The organism is Pseudomonas sp. NFACC42-2 (assembly GCF_900116055.1).
GTDB classification, from domain to species: Bacteria; Pseudomonadota; Gammaproteobacteria; order Pseudomonadales; family Pseudomonadaceae; genus Aquipseudomonas; species Aquipseudomonas marginalis.
In genome coordinates this window covers 79,270-95,176 of sequence record NZ_FOZO01000012.1, presented here as the reverse complement: position 1 = coordinate 95,176, position 15,907 = coordinate 79,270, and the positions used below count along the sequence as shown (strand labels likewise).

Genomic DNA, 15,907 nt, shown 5'->3' with positions numbered 1-15,907 from the left:
CGTTCTGACGGGAGGGCCCTACTATTTTTGGGCTTTTCTGGCATAATCCGGCCCACTTTTTTCGCGGTAGTAGTGCGCAACTTTCTACTACAAAACGTTTGGAGCACTCGGCCACAGGCCGACGGGGAACCTCATGACGCAAGCCAATAACGCCGTATACACCGATCTGAGTGTTGACGATCTGGTCAAAGAAGCCCTGCAGCGCGGTGAAGGCGTGCTTGCCGATACCGGCGCGCTGGTCGTGGAAACCGGTCACCGTACCGGCCGTTCGCCAGTCGACCGTTTCATCGTTGAAGAGCCTTCCACCCAGGATTCCATCGCCTGGGGCCCGATCAACCGCAAGTTCCCGGCCGACAAGTTCGATGCCCTGTGGGCCCGCGTCGAGGCCTTCAACAACGCGCAAGAGCATTTCGTTTCCCACGTTCACGTAGGGGCCTCCGAAGACCACTACCTGGCCGTAAAAATGACCACCCAGACTGCCTGGCAGAACCTGTTCGGTCGTTGCCTGTTCATCAACCCGGCCCAGTACAACCCGGCCGGTCGTGACGAGTGGCAAGTGCTCAACGTGGCCAACTTCGAGTGCGTGCCAGAGCGTGACGGCACCAACTCCGACGGTTGCGTGATCCTCAACTTCGCCCAGAAAAAAGTGCTGATCGCCGGCATGCGCTACGCCGGTGAAATGAAGAAAGCCATGTTCTCGGTGCAGAACTACCTGCTGCCCGCTTCCGACGTACTGCCGATGCACTGCGCCGCCAACATTGGCGAAGCAGGCGATGTGACCCTGTTCTTCGGTCTGTCGGGCACCGGCAAGACCACCCTGTCCGCCGACGAAAGCCGTTACCTGATCGGTGACGACGAACACGGCTGGGGCGAGGGCGTGGTGTTCAACATCGAAGGCGGTTGCTATGCCAAGTGCATCGACCTGTCCGAGAAGAACGAGCCGGTGATCTGGAAAGCCATCAAGCACGGCGCCGTGCTGGAAAACGTCGTGATCGACGAGGCCAAGCACGCCGACTATGCCGACGTCAGCCTGACCCAGAACAGCCGCGCCGCCTACCCGCTGGAGCACGTTGCCAAGCGTTCCGAGAAGAACCTGGGCGGCGAGCCAAACGCGGTGATCTTCCTGACCTGCGACCTGACCGGCGTACTGCCGCCCGTGTCCATCCTCAGCGAAGAACAAGCGGCCTACCACTTCCTGTCCGGCTACACCGCGCTGGTGGGCTCGACCGAAATGGGTTCGGGCAGCGGCATCAAGTCGACCTTCTCCACCTGCTTTGGCGCGCCGTTCTTCCCACGCCCGGCCGGCGAATACGCAGAGCTGCTGATCAAGCGCATCCGCGGCTTCGGCTCCAAGGTCTACCTGGTCAACACCGGCTGGACCGGCGGCGGCTACGGCGTTGGCAAGCGCTTCAACATCCCGACCACGCGCGGCGTGATCGCAGCGATCCAGAGCGGCGCTCTGATCGGTGCTGAAACCGAACACCTCGACACCATCAACCTCGACGTGCCATTGGCCGTACCGGGCGTTGAGACCGGCCTGTTGAACCCACGTAACACTTGGGCAGACAAGGCGGCTTACGATGAAGCAGCGAAGGCGCTGGCTGGTCTGTTCATCGAGAACTTCAAGAAGTTTGAAGTGAGTGATGCGATCAAGGCTGCGGGTCCGAAGTTGTAACTCGGTCGCTGTTAAAAAGCCGCCCCTAGTGGGCGGCTTTTTTGTGCGCGAAGGGTTAGTCGACGATAGGCAGAATCATTGCCCCTCCACCTTTGAGTTGCGGTGTGCCTGGAGCTGATCTTCGTTCAGCTCAGGTTTTCCAGTGTCTGGGTGTCCCAGCTGTGGGTCTTGATGGCCAGGTAGAGCATGCCGATGGTCAGCGGCACCTTGTCGCCATGCCCCTTGCCCCGACGCTTGAGGAACACGTCAAAGACCGGTGGGTTGAAGTAACGATAAGTGTCGTAGTCGCCGAGGTCGAGGGCGAACTCCTGCTCCAGCGCTTCCATGAGTTGCTTGGCTTCACTGCCGTCACAGCCCAGGTCGAAATTGAGTGAAGTTTGCAGGCGGATGGTCTTGTGTTTCGGCAGGCCGATTTCTTCGTGCAGCAGTTGCAGGAGTTGCTGCATCACGGGGTCTTCGGGGAAGTTGGGGGCGAGGTTCATGGTGGGGGCACGCAGGAGTGGATGAAGGGGCTGGTTGCGTTGGAGGCGGTATTTGTTTCGAGTGATGAAGAGCGCCAAGCCTATCAAGAATACAAAGACAGGTAGGAGGGGCATTCTGAGGATCACCGCTACATAGGGTAGTAGGACCGTCAAAATAAGGCCTGTTGTAAGAAATGTGACTGCGAAGTGCTTTCTGAGCATTGGGTCTGTGATTTGGTAGTGCAGCATCAAATAGATAAGGAGAAAGGAGGCGAATTGAAGGTAAAGGGCCATGTCACTAAGACCCGTCCGAGTAGACATGCATTGAGAGTGTTGACCGCGCCACCGTTTTTGCTTCAAGCAGGCATAGATTGGCCAAAGCATGCCGATTGTCAGGCACAACAGTGAAGCGATTCACTGTGAAGATGACGCCATAGTGGCCGATGTGTTGAGCCCTTTCGATGTTCACAGGTTTCTGCCGAGAAAGTTGAGACCGCGCTATTTTCATTCAGCTACGGGTAACTTCTGTAGAGGGTCAAGCGGGTGTTTGGAGCAGTTTGGGAAGGGGATGTCGCGGTGTTTGGAGGTTTCCTACAACGGTTTCCGGCATTTGTGGCTTGGCAGTGCTTGTAGGAGCGAGATTGCTCGCGAAAAACTCAAGGGCGCTCTGTTTCTTCTGGTCCATCGCCTCGCCGTTGATCAAGATCATTTCCACGCAGAGCGTGAGGAACGATCACTGCCCTGCAGGCCTGCTGACACACCGCTCAAAAATCGCCTCCAACCCCCGATAATCACACGCCACCGCATCGATATTCGCTGGTATCCATGCCGCGTGTTTGACCAGCCACCAGTTCACTGAAAACCCCGCATTGACGATGATCTGTTCGAACAAAATCCGCTGCGCCCGGCCGTTGCCCTCGCGGAAGGGGTGGATGACGTTGAGGTCGCCATAGGCTTCGGCAATCCTGCTTATCAACTCGGTTTGGCTGGCACCGACAAACCAGTTTGCCTCTTCCATCTGCCGGATGATCTTCGCGGCTTCCGGGGGGATGCGCTCCGGGGTGCAGAACAAAGTGTCGCCTTTCTGGATGTTCACGCTGCGCAACTCACCGGCCCACTCGTAGATGTCACCGAACAGCGTGCGGTGGATGTGTTGCAGGCGGTCGAGGTCGTAGGGCGGGGGGAAGAGAGGGAGGCTGCCTACGGCGATTTCGGATAATTCCCGCTCGGCCTGGTGCAGGCGGACTTCGTCGAGCAAATCGAGGCGGTTGCGCAGGACGCTGCTACCGGGATAGCAGTACGGATCCTGGCCCACCCCGTATTTGTCGAGCATCAGCGTGGGGTGTTGCGGTACTTGGCAAGGACGGCTTCGCGGGTCGGCAGGGGTTTGTCGACGTCGGCCGGCTGGGTGTCGAACCCTTCCAGGCGCAGGCTGGCCAGGTAATTGGAACGGCGGATCTTGTGGTAATGATCCTGTTTTTGCTCAAACGTCAGTTCGCTCATCGCAGCGTACTCCTGGGTAGCAAGGTTTGATTGTAGCGCAATGCTTCAATGGGCAGGCGGGATAAAAACCACGTCACATTTTGTATAAAAAGTCCGCCGACACCCGGAATTCAGCGTATGTTTCACCGCAAAATCTTGCAGGGCGATTTCCGCCCGCGACTTAAAGGGAGTTAGGCATGGGTTTGCTTCGTGTTGCTTCGGCGATGTCATTGTGTGCGGTGGCTTTTTCGGTCCAGGCCGGGCAGTTGCCGATCGAAGTGCTCAGTGCGGTGGTCAAGGACCAGAAAATCGCCGATGCCGAAGTGCTGCTGCAACGTAACGGCGCACAGAACGTGGTGGGCCGCACCAACGCCCAGGGCCAAGTGACGCTGACCAGTGAGGCCGCCGATGATGGGAGCAACCTGCTGATCATCAAGAAGCCTGGCTACTCCAACCTGGTGGTGAAATGCCCATGCGCGGGCATGACCTACGCCATCAGCCCGGTGATGGAAAACCTCGATGGCCTGCGTGTGGTGCTGACCTGGGGCAAGACGCCGAGTGACCTCGACTCCCATATGATTTTCCCCGGCAATAACATCTACTTCGAGAACCAGAAGGGTACCGATGCCGAGTTGGATGTGGATGACACCGACAGCTACGGCCCGGAAACCATCACCCTGCAGAAAAAACACTACGGCGAAAGCTACGTCTATGCCGTGCATGACTACAGCAATGGCGGCAACCCAGGCTCGCGCCAGTTATCCGACAGCGAAGCCAAGGTGTTCGTGTACATGGGCCAATCGCTGGTGCGTACCTACTACGTGCCCAAGAACCGCAGCGGCAACCTGTGGACGGTGTTCCGCATGACCGGCAGCGGCGACTTCCAGGACATCAACACTTTCAGCGGCGTGACCGTGAATGCCGCGAATGTGCTGAACGAAGTCAAACCGCTGCTGGATGATAGCGTGGCGGTCACCGCCGTCACCGTCAGTTCTTCCGTACAAACCGATGCGAAGCGTCTGAACCTGCAGGGTGAAGCGGCCTACCAGGCCGGCAAGCTGGACCAGGCCATCGACCTGTTCCGCCAGGCTATCGAGCTGGACAATGGCTTCGGCAAGGCCTACGGCAACCTCGGCCTGGCGTATCAGAAAGCCGGTAACACTGCCGAGTCGATCTGGGCCAATCGCAAGGCTATTGCCCTCGCCACCGGCGCCAATGCTGCCACCGTACGTGCAGGTGCCTATTACAACATTGCGCGGATCTACGAAGCGGCGGGGCAGTTCCCGGATGCATTGCGTCACTACCAGTTGGCCAAGGAGCAGAAGGCCAACCCGGTGTATGACACGGCGATTGAGCGGGTGCAGAATCGCTGATTCAGCTGTAGCGCAGGTCTGAAAATGTGGGAGAGGGTTTGCTCCCGATATCAGTGGGTCAGTCAGTTATTGGTAACTGATCCATTGCCATCGGGGGCAAGCCCCCTCCCACATTTGGATCTGTGTCTTTCCTGCTACCTCCTCAGTTTATTCCTACTTCGGCCCTAGGCCGTCCCCCACCCTGTGTATCATCCTGTCTCTTTTTTCCATGCGACCTTTCTCGATTCGCTGAGCTTACTGGGCTACGTTTTTAAGCCACCTTCAGCGGTCAATGGAGTGACAGCCTATGCACGACACCCTCCAGCAGGTCTTTGGTTATCCACAGTTTCGTTTGGGCCAGGAAGAAACGGTCAGCGCCGTACTGGCCGGTCGTTCGGCTGCGGCCATTTTTCCTACGGGGTCGGGCAAGTCCCTGTGTTATCAGCTGTCTGCGGTGTTGCTGCCGCACCTGACGCTGGTGGTGTCGCCGTTGCTGGCGTTGATGCAGGACCAGTTGGGCTTCCTGCAACGCCACGGTATTTCGGCGGGCAGTATCGATTCGGCGCAAAGCCGCGAGGACGCCAATGACGTGATGGCCCGCGCGCGGTCGGGCGAGCTGAAAATCCTGATGATTTCCGTGGAGCGCTTGAAGAACGAGCGTTTTCGCCACTTCCTGCAAAGTGTGCAGATCTCGCTGCTGGTGGTGGATGAGGCGCACTGTATTTCCGAGTGGGGCCACAACTTCCGCCCGGATTATTTGAAGCTGCCGGACTACCAGCGCCAGTTCAAGATCCCACAAGCGCTGCTGCTGACGGCTACAGCCACGCCCAAGGTGATTGCCGACATGCAGGCCAAGTTCGCCATTGCGCCGGATGACGTGGTCACCACGGGCTTCTACCGGCCCAACCTCAACCTGTTGGTGGAGCCGGTCGCCGGTGCGGACAAGCGTCGTCGCCTGGTGCAGTGGATGAGCGAGCGGGCCAACCAGCCCAGCATCGTCTACGTCACCTTGCAGAAAACCGCCGAGCAGATTGCCGAGCACCTGAACCGCAACGGTATCCAGGCCGAGGCGTATCACGCCGGCTTGCCCCACGACAGGCGTGAGGGCATCCAGCAGCGATTCATGGACGGGCGCTCCAATTGCATCGTCGCTACCATCGCGTTTGGCATGGGGATCGACAAGAGCGATATCCGCAATGTCGTGCATTTTGACCTGCCCAAATCCATCGAGAACTACAGCCAGGAAATCGGCCGCGCAGGGCGTGATGGGCAGCCCTCGGACTGCCTGGTGCTGGCCAACCGCGACAGCCTCAATGTGCTGGAAAACTTCGTGTACGGCGATACGCCGGAGCAGGACGGTATTCGGCGGGTGCTGGAAGAGTTGCAGGCAGCGCGCAGTGAAGGGCAGTGGGAGTTCCTGCTGAGGTCGCTGTCGGACCACAGCAACATCCGCGAACTGCCACTGAAGACACTGTTGGTGCAATTGGAGCTCAAGGGCGTGATCGCGCCGCGCTACGCGTTTTATGCCGAATACCGCTTCAAGTACCTGGTCGAGCCCGAGGCCCTGCTGGCGCGTTTTTCCGGCGAGCGCCAGCAGTTTGTCGCGGCGATCATCCAGGTGTGCAAGCGCGCGAAAACCTGGGCGACTGTGGATTTCGACGCGCTTTATCAACAACACAGTGCCGAGCGCAGCCGGGTGGTGAAGGCCCTGGATTACTTCCAGGAGCAAGGCCTGATCGAGTTGGAAAGCAAGCAGATGACGGAGGTCTACAGCCTGCTGGATACCGAGTTTGATCCACAGGTGTTGAGCGCCGAGTTATACACAGCCTTCAAGCAGCACGAGGTGACGGAGGTGGCGCGGATTCACGCCATGCTCGATCTGTTCGCCACCGAACATTGCCTGGGGCGGCGCCTGGCGCATTACTTTGGTGATGAAAATGCACCGCAGCGCTGCGGGCACTGCTCTGTGTGCCACGGCCATGTCGCGCATTTGCCGGCGCCGCCGAGCCTGCCACCGCTTGTGGATAAAAACTTCATGGGGCTGTGCGGTGATTTTATCCACAGGCATCATGAGCACACCGGCCAATTGCCGGGCGCTGAGCGGCTGACACGGTTCCTGGGGGGTATCAGCGTGCCGTTGTTTACCAAGTTGAAGGCGCGGGGCATTCCCGGTTTCGCAGCACTGGAAGACTACCCCTACGCCGACGTGCGTGAGTGGGCCCAGGCCCATTTGAATGATCTGTAATCCTATTTTCATGAGACGTGCCCATGCCTGACTCAATGCCGCAACGCGCCGATTACCGTCACTTCCAGCCGATCATCACGCGTTGGCACGACAACGATGTGTACGGCCATGTGAACAATGTCACCTACTACAGCTTCTTCGACACAGCGGTGAATACCTACCTGATCGAACAGGGTGGGTTGGATATTCATGACGGTGAGGTGGTGGGGTTTGTGGTGAGTTCGGCGTGCGATTACTTCGCGTCGATTGCCTTTCCCGATCGCCTGGACATCGGCCTGCGGGTGGGCAAGCTGGGCAACAGCTCCGTGCAGTACGAGTTGGCGGTATTCAAGGCAGGCGAAGAGGAGGCCTGTGCGGCGGGGCGCTTTGTGCATGTGTTCGTGGATCGGAGGACGAACCAGCCGGTGACGATTCCGGGGATGTTGCGCGAGGCGTTGCAGCGGTTGGTGGTCTGACTTCGGCGTTGCAGGCACCACGGAACCCAATGTGGGAGGGGGCAAGCCCCCTCCCACATTGGTTTTGCAGTGTTCTTTAGCGCTTAGCGGTGACGGTAGTGATGCTTGTTCTTGCGATGCCCGTAGGCATGGCCGCGGCCGCGATGGTCGTCGCGGTCATAACGGCGGCTATCACGACTACGACGATCATCGTCATCGCTCTTGTTGCCCATGTAGTTGCCCAGTGCACCACCCGCGCCACCGCCGGCCGCTGAACCGATCAGTGCCCCGGTGCTGCCGCCGACACTGCGGCCCACCACGTTGCCGCCGGCTGCGCCCAATGCGCCGCCAATGGCTGCTTCGCCGCGGCTGCGCTTGTCTGCGCCGACCGCGCTACCGCCTGCGCCGCCCAGGGCCGCGCCGATGGTCGAACCGGTGTTGCCGCCCAACTGCTGGCCGACAACCGAGCCTAGAACCCCGCCCAATGCGCCGCCCACACCGGCTTCGGTGGTGCCACCGGCCATGGCTGCGCCACTGACCAGGCCAAGGGACAACAAGAGAATCGAGGAGAGCTTCATAGAGAGACCTCAAGAGGATGACGGCGCGATCCTGAGGCTGTATTGACATGGTTACAATAGAAATCCGACCAGTAACACGAGTTGTACACAATTCTCTAAGTTACTGTTTTAGCTAGGGAACTTAAGTAGTTTTTGCGAGTCTTTAGCTACTTCGGAACGGCCGCTTTTATGCAAAAGCGGCCTTTTTTGTGCCCGAAATGATCAGTCAGGCCGAACGCGCCATGATCAGCCCATTGTCACTGGCAGCTTCCAAACGTATCGCCACGAACTTCGACGTTGGTGTATGGCTGCCATCCCCGGTGCTTTCCAGCGGCACCAACGGGTTCACTTCCGGGTAGTAAGCCGCAGCCTGCCCCGCTGGAATATCAAACGCCAGCAAGGTGAAGCCCTTCACCCGACGCTCGCGGCCGTCTTCCCACAACGACACGATGTCGGCTTTCTGCCCCGGCTTGAAGCCCAGGCGGATGATGTCGGCTTCGTTGACGAACAGCACGTCACGCTGGCCTTTGACCCCGCGATAGCGGTCGTCCAGGCCATAAATGGTGGTGTTGTACTGATCGTGGGAGCGCATCGATTGCATGATCAGGTCCGGCACGTGGCCCGTGGCGTGGGTGCGCTCGTGGATCAGGTCCTTGGGCAGGATGTTCGGGCGGAAGTTGGCACGGCCCGAAGGCGTGTTCCAGCGGCGTGCACCGGCGGAGTTGCCCAGGTAGAAACCACCGGGGTGTTTCAGGCGTTCGTTGAAGTCCTTGAAGCCTGGGATGGTATCGGCGATCAGGTCGCGGATGCGGCTGTAGTCGGCCACCAGCCAGTTCCAGTCCACCGGTTTGCTGCCCAGGGTCGCGGCGGCGATGCCGGCGAGGATGGCCGGTTCCGATTTCATCAACTTCGACAGCGGCTGCAGTTGGCCGTTGGAGTCGTGGACCATGCTGAACGAGTCTTCCACCGTCACCGCTTGCGGGCCTTCGGCCTGGATGTCGATGTCGGTGCGGCCCAGGCACGGCAGGATCAGCGCGTCCTTGCCGTGCATCAGGTGGCTGCGGTTGAGCTTGGTGCTGATCTGCACGGTCAGGTCGCAATTGCGCAGTGCTTCGAAGGTGCGCGGGCTGTCCGGCGTGGCTTGGGCGAAGTTGCCGCCCAGGCCGATAAACACCTTGGAGCGACCTTCAAGCATGGCATGGATTGCTTCCACCACGTTGTGCCCGTTGGTGCGCGGCACCTGGAACTGGAAGCGCCGCTCCAGGGCGTCGAGGAACGCCACCGGTGGGCGTTCGTTGATGCCCATGGTGCGGTCGCCCTGCACGTTGCTGTGGCCACGTACCGGGCACAGGCCGGCACCGGGGCGGCCAATGTTGCCGCGCAGCAGCATCAGGTTGGCGATTTCCTGGATGGTCGGCACCGAGTGGCGGTGCTGGGTGATACCCATTGCCCAGCACATGATCACGTTCTTGCCCTTGGCGTACATGCGTGCCGCTTGCTCGATCTCGATCAGGGTCAGGCCGGACTGTTCGACGATTTCATCCCAGGAGGTGTCGTCGATCTGGCCCAGGTAATCCAGCACGTTGGCCGTGTGTTCATTGAGGAAGTCGTGATCGAACACGGCTTCCTTGCCTTCGGCCTGAGCCTGGCGCTCCCACAGCAGCAGGAACTTGGCCATGCCGCGCAGGATGGCCATGTCGCCACCCAGGGCCGGGCGGAAGTATGCGGTGTTGGTCGGCTTGTCGCCGTTAGTGAGCATTTCCAGCGGATGCTGCGGATGCTGGAAGCGCTCCAGGCCGCGCTCCTTGAGGGGGTTGATGCACACCACCTGGGCACCGCGTTTGACCGCTTCCCGCAGCGGTTCGAGCATGCGCGGGTGGTTGGTACCGGGGTTCTGGCCCCAGACGAAAATCGCATCGGCATGTTCGAAGTCATCAAAGGTCACGGTGCCTTTGCCGACCCCCACGCTCTGCGCCAGGGCCACGCCGCTGGCCTCGTGGCACATGTTCGAGCAGTCCGGGAAGTTGTTGGTGCCGTAGGCGCGCACAAACAGCTGGTACAGGTACGCTGCTTCGTTACTGGCACGGCCCGAGGTGTAGAACTCGGCCATGTCCGGGCTGGGCAGGGCGTTGAGGTGCTTGCCGACCAGGTCGAAGGCCGCTTCCCAGCTGATGGGGGTGTAGCGGTCGGTCTCGGCGTCGTAGCGCATCGGCTCGGTCAGGCGGCCCTGATACTCGAGCCAATAGTCGCTTTGCTCCAGCAGCGCGGTGACGCTGTGCTTGGCGAAAAATGCTGCGTCAACACGGCGCTTGGTGGCTTCCCAGTTGACCGCCTTGGCGCCGTTCTCGCAGAACTTGACCATGCCGCTTTCCGGCGAGTCGCCCCAGGCGCAGCCCGGGCAGTCGAAGCCGCCGTTCTGGTTGGTCTTGAGCATCATGCGCAGGTTTTTCAGCGCGTTGTCGCTGGTCAGCCACGCCTGTGCCACGCTGATCAGCGCGCCCCAGCCGCCAGCCGGGCCCTTGTAAGGCTTGTAGCGCGGGGTTGGGGTTTGGTCGGCTTGATGATGATTGCTCACGGCTGGTTCTCCATCGCAGGGCTGTAGACCCGCGGCGCACTTTTCTGCGGCAGGTGGATGAGATTGAGGTTATGCCGGCGAGCCCATTGCAGGGCCAGGCCGGTGGGCGACGACAGGCTGACCAGGGTCTGGATGCCCGCGCGCAGGACTTTCTGGATCAATTCGAGGCTGCAACGGCTGGTGACAATCGCCAGCCCGCCGTCGGTGGGGATTCGTTGGCGGATCAGCGCACCGATCAACTTGTCGAGGGCGTTGTGCCGGCCGATGTCTTCACGGCCCATCAGCAATTCGCCCTGGTTATCCATGAACACGGCCGCATGCACAGCTCCGCTGTACTGGCCCAAAGGCTGGAACGCGCTGATGCGCTGGCGCAGGCCGTCGAGCCATTCGGCAGGCGGCAAGGGCGCGCCGGGCAGCACTTGAAGGTCCGGCAGGGCCTGCTCCAGCGCTTCCACTCCGCACAGGCCGCAGCCGCTGGTGCCTGCCAGCTGGCGGCGCTGCTGCTTGAGGTTCCAGAACGCACGGCTGGAGATCTGCACCTGAGCGTATTGGGCCGAACCCGAACCGCTGAGTTTGAGATCATAAATATCGCTGACGTCGGCGATAATGCCGCTGCCGATGCTGAACCCGACAATAAAATCTTCAAGGTCCGTCGGGGTGACCAGCATGACGGCCTGGCTGATGTCGTTATAGGCAATCGCCAACGCTACTTCTTCGGCCAAGGCGGTGCTGGCGACTTCAGTGTGCTCAAGGTTGCAAAACTGGTAGCTCTGGCTGGCGACGGGCGCGGACGTTTCCGGAGCAGGCGCCGCGCAGACTGGGCGCTTGGCGTTCATGGGGCAGTACCACCGGCGGATTGATCAGTGTTTAGACTAGGCGCGACAAAGCGTCGCGTCTAATTGCCAGTACTGATCTACCGATAGATGACGTCGATCAAGACTCTTTTTGCGATTTCTGAAACAGCGCGAAACACGCCTCTGCCAATGCCGAACGCGGTGCGCTGCGCCGCATGATCAGGCCCAGGCGCGCCAGGGTGTGGGCGTCTTCGATGGGTTGCAGGCGCAAATGTTCGGTGAGGGCGTCCAGGCCGCCGTCCAACGGCATGACGGCGCAGCACAGTCCGCCATGCACAGCTTGTAACAACTGATGGACGGCGTCGGTTTGTAACAGCGGCTGCGGGTGCAGGCCCCGGCTGTGGAAGTTGTGGTCGATGGACTGACGGAAGTGCATGCCGCTGGTGAGCATGCCCAGGGGCAGTTCGATCAATGCCTCCCAGCTCAGCGGCTTGTCGCCAAAACTGAAATAGCGCTGGTCGTAGAGCAGGCCCATGCGGGTTTCGCCGAGGGCCAGGGAATCGAAGCGCTCGTTGTCCAGGCGGTCGAGGTAGGACACGCCCAGGTCCAGGCGGTTGCTCGCCAACTGTTCGAGGATCTGCTCGGAGCTGAGGGCCGAAAGCTCAAAGCGCAGGCTCGGATGCTCCTTGTGCAGTTGTTGCATCAACGCCAGTGGATCAAAGCTCGACAACGGCACCACACCCAAACGCAACGTACCCACCAGGTTGCCACGGCAGGCGGCGGCTTCGGCCTGCAAGCCGTCATAGGCCGCCAGCACCGTGCGTGCCCAGGCCAGCACGCGCTCGCCGGGGGCGGTGAACCCTTCGAAACGCTGGCCGCGATTGACCAGCGGCAAGTCCAGCTCTTCTTCAAGGTTGCGCAGGCGCATCGACAGGGTTGGCTGGGTGATGTGGCAACGCGCCGCGGCCTGGCCGAAGTGACGGGTCTCGTCGAGGGCGATGAGGAATTTCAGCTGCTTGATGTCCATCTTCGCTCCAGGGCTTATTCCAATGGCGGGGGGATTCTAGCGCGTTTGCGTCTTTGGTCGGGCTGGAACCCAAGTCTGCCGGACTGGTCTAGTCTTGGGCATCTGGAAATCAACTACCAAGGAGAGCGCACTATGAGCATTTTCAGCTTTATCAAAGAAGCCGGCGAAAAGATTGTCGACCTGTTGACGCCGGGTAACGCCAACGCGAGTGAGCAGTTGAAGGAACACGTAGCGAAGGTGGGTCTGGGGAATCCGAATGTACAGACCACGGTGGATGGCGACAAAGTGACCGTGACCGGTGAAGTCGCCACCCAGGAAGAGAAAGAGAAGATTCTGCTGGCGCTGGGTAACATTCAAGGCGTGGCCAGTGTGGATGACCAGATCACCGTAACCGGCCCGGCAGTGGCCGCCGCCCGTTTCGTCGTGGTGAAAAAGGGTGACACCCTCAGCGCGATTTCCCTGACGGTGTACGGCAACGCCAACCTGTACAACAAGATCTTCGAGGCCAACAAGCCGCTGTTGTCCCATCCAGACAAGATTTACCCAGGGCAGACGCTGCGTATTCCTGAGTAATACACGGGCGAAAAGGTGGGAGGGGGCTTGCTCCCTCCCACAGGGTTCAGAGCCCGACAATGAGATCGCGGTAGTCACCGACTGCTGCAAATTCAGCCGTGTCCTTCGGCCCCTTTTTGCTGTCCGGTTCTTTCACCGCCAGCAAATGCCCCACGCCAAACGCCTGGGCACTGCGCAGGATCGGCAGGGTGTCGTCGATAAACAGGCTGCGAGCCGGATCGAACTGGATGTCAGCCTGCAAGGCATCCCAGAACTGCGGGTTTTCCTTGGCGAAGCCGTAGTCGTGGGAGCTGATCAATCGCTCGAAGTACGGCGCCAGTTCAATGCGCTCCAATTTCAACGACAGCGAATCACGATGGGCATTGGTGATCAGGATCACGCGCTTGCCGGCCTGTTTGATCGCCGCCAGGAAGGTATCGGCATCCGGGCGCAGGGCGATCAGGTCGGCGGTTTCCAGCTTGAGCTCACGCACCGGGATGTTCAGTTCCGCACTCCAGAAATCCAGGCAATACCATTGCAACTGTCCGGCGTTACGCTCGAACAGAGGCTGCAACTCCATCTCGGCCATGGCCCGGCTCACCCCGTGCAGTTCGGCGTAACGCTGGGGCAGGTGTTCCATCCAGAAATGGTTGTCGTAATGCAGGTCGAGCAGGGTGCCGTCCATGTCCAGCAGGACGGTGTCGATGGCGTGCCAGGGCAAAGAGGGCATGGTGCGGTCTCATGTAAGTAAAGATATCCGACACAGACAATCGGAAAAGCCACGGTATAGTAACCCGATCACGCCAAGGAGCCGCTTATGCGCCAGAAACCCACCGTCCTCGCCCGCGAAATAGTCGCCAGTAGCCGTTTGTTCCGCGTGGAGGAAGTGCAATTGCGCTTTTCCAATGGCGTTGAACGGACCTACGAGCGCCTGGTGGGCCGCGGTGCCGGCTACGGCGCAGTGATGATCGTGGCGATGATCGACGAAGATCATGCGTTGCTGGTTGAAGAGTACTGCGGCGGTACCGATGAGTATGAGCTGTCCTTGCCCAAGGGCCTGATCGAACCCGGCGAAGACGTGCTGGCGGCGGCCGACCGTGAACTCAAGGAAGAAGCCGGCTACGGCGCACGACAGTTGGAACACATTACCGAGCTGTCGTTGTCCCCTGGTTACATGAGCCAGAAAATCCAGGTGGTGCTCGCCACCCAACTCTATGAAGAACGCCTGGAAGGCGATGAGCCCGAGCCGATGCGTGTGGACCGGGTCAACCTGCGCGAGCTGTCGCAGCTTGCGCAAAACGAGCAATTCAGCGAAGGCCGCGCCCTGGCGGCGTTGTACCTGGTACGAGATTTGTTGATTCAGCGTGGAGCGTTTACCCCATGAGCGAACTGTTTTTAGGCCACCCGTTTATCGCCCCTGTGATCGAGCTGGCCCGGCAGGCGGGTGAGGTGATCCTGCCGTACTGGCGCGCCGATGTGGCGGTGACCTCCAAGGCCGATGATTCGCCGGTCACGGCGGCCGACCTGGCCGCCCACCATCTGATTCTCGCGGGCCTTACCGCATTGGACCCGAGCATCCCGGTGCTGTCCGAAGAAGACGCCGACATCGACCAGAGCGTACGGGCCGGCTGGCAGCGCTGGTGGTTGGTGGACCCGCTGGACGGCACCAAGGAATTTATCGCCGGCAGCGAAGAATTCACCGTCAATATTGCCCTGGTCGAACAGGGTCGCGTGGTGTTCGGCGTGGTGTCCATGCCCACCAGTGGCCGTTGCTACTTCGGTGGTGCTGGCCTGGGGGCGTGGCGCTCCGATGTGAACGAAGCGCCCAGGCAGATCCAGGTGCGCGAGGCGCCGGCAGTGGGTGAGGCGTTCACCGTGGTCGCCAGCCGCCGGCATACCAGCCCCGAGCAAGAGCGTTTGCTGGACGGTTTGAGCGAAGGGTTGGGGGAGTTGAAACTGGCGAATATCGGCAGCTCGTTGAAGTTCTGCCTGTTGGCCGAGGGCAGTGCCGATTGCTACCCGCGGCTGGCGCCGACTTCGCAGTGGGATACGGCGGCGGCCCAGGGTGTATTGGAAGGGGCGGGCGGCGAGGTGCTGGAGTTGAGTGGCGAGCCGTTCAGCTATCCGGCGCGGGCGTCGTTGCTGAATCCGTTTTTCCTGGCGTTGCCGGCGAAGGCGGCGTGGCGTGAGCGCTTGCTGACCTTGGCCCGCTCTTAATAACTCAGCCGATCTGAATGTGGGAGGGAGCAAGCCCCCTCCCACTTTTTTTTGTGTATTGGCTTCTAGCGGTGCAAGACGTATTGGCCGGTGAACGTAACGGCCCGCTCTTCACTGCCCTCATTCACGATCCAGGTGTCCAACGCCAGCCGCGCCCGGCCATAGCGCTTGTAGGTGGCTAAAAAACGCTTCCACACCTTCTCCTCCGGCGCCGCGCAAAGGGCGGTCGCGTCGTGCGTCACCGGCAGCGGATAGCTGATCTGCCCTTCCTGAATCACGATATGCCCGTCTTCAATCCCTTCCTCGCGCAGTTGCAGGTGCATCCAGCCCCAACCCGCCAGCACCGCACCGCAATAGAGGCTGCCGCCGAACATGGTGCTCTTGTGGTTGATATTGGCGTGCAGGGGCAGGTGCAGCCGCAGTTGCCCGTCTTGCCAGTCGAGCACCTTGAGGCCCATTTCGCGGGTCAGGGGGATGTCGTGGTGGAGGATGGATTCCAGGTAACGGCTGTCGCGGCTCATGGCGGCCTCTTGGTG

The 15,907-nt window shown here is 60.4% G+C and carries 16 protein-coding genes; 7 read left to right on the top strand and 9 right to left on the bottom strand.

Annotated elements, in window-relative coordinates; genetic code table 11:
- Positions 1 to 133 precede the first annotated feature (133 nt).
- Positions 134 to 1,675: a phosphoenolpyruvate carboxykinase gene (locus BM416_RS20625; RefSeq protein WP_065925812.1), complete on the top strand. Its 1,542-nt coding sequence runs from the start codon at positions 134 to 136 to the stop codon at positions 1,673 to 1,675.
- A gap of 125 nt (positions 1,676 to 1,800) precedes the next feature.
- Here BM416_RS20625 and BM416_RS20620 read toward each other — a convergent pair whose 3' ends face one another.
- The 3 genes from BM416_RS20620 to BM416_RS20610 all read right to left on the bottom strand — a co-directional run bounded on the left by BM416_RS20620 (position 1,801) and on the right by BM416_RS20610 (position 3,639).
- Complete coding sequence (locus BM416_RS20620; RefSeq protein ID WP_027605145.1) at positions 1,801 to 2,157, bottom strand: DUF1493 family protein; 357 nt, start codon at positions 2,155 to 2,157, stop codon at positions 1,801 to 1,803.
- 712 nt (positions 2,158 to 2,869) lie between these two features.
- Positions 2,870 to 3,469, bottom strand: coding sequence for a putative adenosine monophosphate-protein transferase Fic (locus BM416_RS20615; protein ID WP_092489282.1), 600 nt, complete (start codon positions 3,467 to 3,469; stop codon positions 2,870 to 2,872).
- Positions 3,469 to 3,639 carry a YhfG family protein gene (locus BM416_RS20610; protein ID WP_003236014.1) on the bottom strand — a complete coding sequence of 57 codons (171 nt, stop codon included), beginning with the start codon at positions 3,637 to 3,639 and terminating at the stop codon, positions 3,469 to 3,471. Before BM416_RS20610 ends, BM416_RS20615 begins: the two co-directional genes overlap by 1 nt.
- Before the next feature lie 176 nt (positions 3,640 to 3,815).
- Here BM416_RS20610 and BM416_RS20605 point away from each other — a divergent pair, with 176 nt between their 5' ends.
- The 3 genes from BM416_RS20605 (at position 3,816) to BM416_RS20595 (ending at position 7,670) form a co-directional block, all read left to right on the top strand.
- Positions 3,816 to 4,991: a tetratricopeptide repeat protein gene (locus tag BM416_RS20605; protein WP_027605143.1), complete on the top strand. Its 1,176-nt coding sequence runs from the start codon at positions 3,816 to 3,818 to the stop codon at positions 4,989 to 4,991.
- A 286-nt stretch (positions 4,992 to 5,277) separates the two neighbouring features.
- Complete coding sequence (locus BM416_RS20600) at positions 5,278 to 7,215, top strand: RecQ family ATP-dependent DNA helicase (RefSeq protein ID WP_092489281.1); 1,938 nt, start codon at positions 5,278 to 5,280, stop codon at positions 7,213 to 7,215.
- Positions 7,216 to 7,238: 23 nt separating this feature from the next.
- Positions 7,239 to 7,670, top strand: coding sequence for an acyl-CoA thioesterase (locus BM416_RS20595; RefSeq protein ID WP_092489280.1), 432 nt, complete (start codon positions 7,239 to 7,241; stop codon positions 7,668 to 7,670).
- A gap of 83 nt (positions 7,671 to 7,753) precedes the next feature.
- Here BM416_RS20595 and BM416_RS20590 read toward each other — a convergent pair whose 3' ends face one another.
- From BM416_RS20590 to BM416_RS20575, 4 genes are all read right to left on the bottom strand, one after another.
- Positions 7,754 to 8,227: a glycine zipper domain-containing protein gene (locus tag BM416_RS20590; RefSeq protein ID WP_092489279.1), complete on the bottom strand. Its 474-nt coding sequence runs from the start codon at positions 8,225 to 8,227 to the stop codon at positions 7,754 to 7,756.
- 205 nt (positions 8,228 to 8,432) lie between these two features.
- Positions 8,433 to 10,781: an FdhF/YdeP family oxidoreductase gene (locus BM416_RS20585; RefSeq protein WP_092489278.1), complete on the bottom strand. Its 2,349-nt coding sequence runs from the start codon at positions 10,779 to 10,781 to the stop codon at positions 8,433 to 8,435.
- Positions 10,778 to 11,617 (bottom strand): formate dehydrogenase accessory sulfurtransferase FdhD, encoded by an 840-nt coding sequence (gene fdhD / locus BM416_RS20580; RefSeq protein WP_092489277.1) that lies wholly within the window; start codon positions 11,615 to 11,617, stop codon positions 10,778 to 10,780. Before fdhD ends, BM416_RS20585 begins: the two co-directional genes overlap by 4 nt.
- A 97-nt stretch (positions 11,618 to 11,714) precedes the next feature.
- On the bottom strand, positions 11,715 to 12,602 hold the full coding sequence (locus BM416_RS20575) for a LysR family transcriptional regulator (RefSeq protein WP_092489276.1): 888 nt from the start codon (positions 12,600 to 12,602) through the stop codon (positions 11,715 to 11,717).
- Positions 12,603 to 12,734: 132 nt separating this feature from the next.
- On the opposite strand from BM416_RS20575, the gene lysM reads away from it, so the two are divergent.
- Complete coding sequence (lysM, locus tag BM416_RS20570) at positions 12,735 to 13,175, top strand: peptidoglycan-binding protein LysM (RefSeq protein ID WP_027605136.1); 441 nt, start codon at positions 12,735 to 12,737, stop codon at positions 13,173 to 13,175.
- 46 nt (positions 13,176 to 13,221) lie between these two features.
- On the opposite strand, the gene yrfG is transcribed toward lysM, so the two are convergent.
- The gene (gene yrfG, locus BM416_RS20565; RefSeq protein WP_092489275.1) at positions 13,222 to 13,884 is read right to left on the bottom strand and encodes a GMP/IMP nucleotidase; all 663 of its coding nucleotides are present in this window, start codon (positions 13,882 to 13,884) and stop codon (positions 13,222 to 13,224) included.
- An 87-nt stretch (positions 13,885 to 13,971) separates the two neighbouring features.
- On the opposite strand from yrfG, the gene nudE reads away from it, so the two are divergent.
- Together nudE and cysQ are read left to right on the top strand one after the other, a co-directional pair.
- On the top strand, positions 13,972 to 14,538 hold the full coding sequence (gene nudE, locus BM416_RS20560) for an ADP compounds hydrolase NudE (RefSeq protein ID WP_065941117.1): 567 nt from the start codon (positions 13,972 to 13,974) through the stop codon (positions 14,536 to 14,538).
- Positions 14,535 to 15,371, top strand: a complete 837-nt coding sequence (gene cysQ, locus BM416_RS20555) for a 3'(2'),5'-bisphosphate nucleotidase CysQ (RefSeq protein WP_027605133.1) — start codon at positions 14,535 to 14,537, stop codon at positions 15,369 to 15,371. The genes nudE and cysQ overlap by 4 nt, the downstream gene beginning before the upstream one ends.
- 65 nt (positions 15,372 to 15,436) lie before the next feature.
- Here cysQ and BM416_RS20550 read toward each other — a convergent pair whose 3' ends face one another.
- Positions 15,437 to 15,892, bottom strand: coding sequence for a YiiD C-terminal domain-containing protein (locus BM416_RS20550; protein WP_092489321.1), 456 nt, complete (start codon positions 15,890 to 15,892; stop codon positions 15,437 to 15,439).
- Between the last annotated feature and the right edge of the window lie 15 nt (positions 15,893 to 15,907).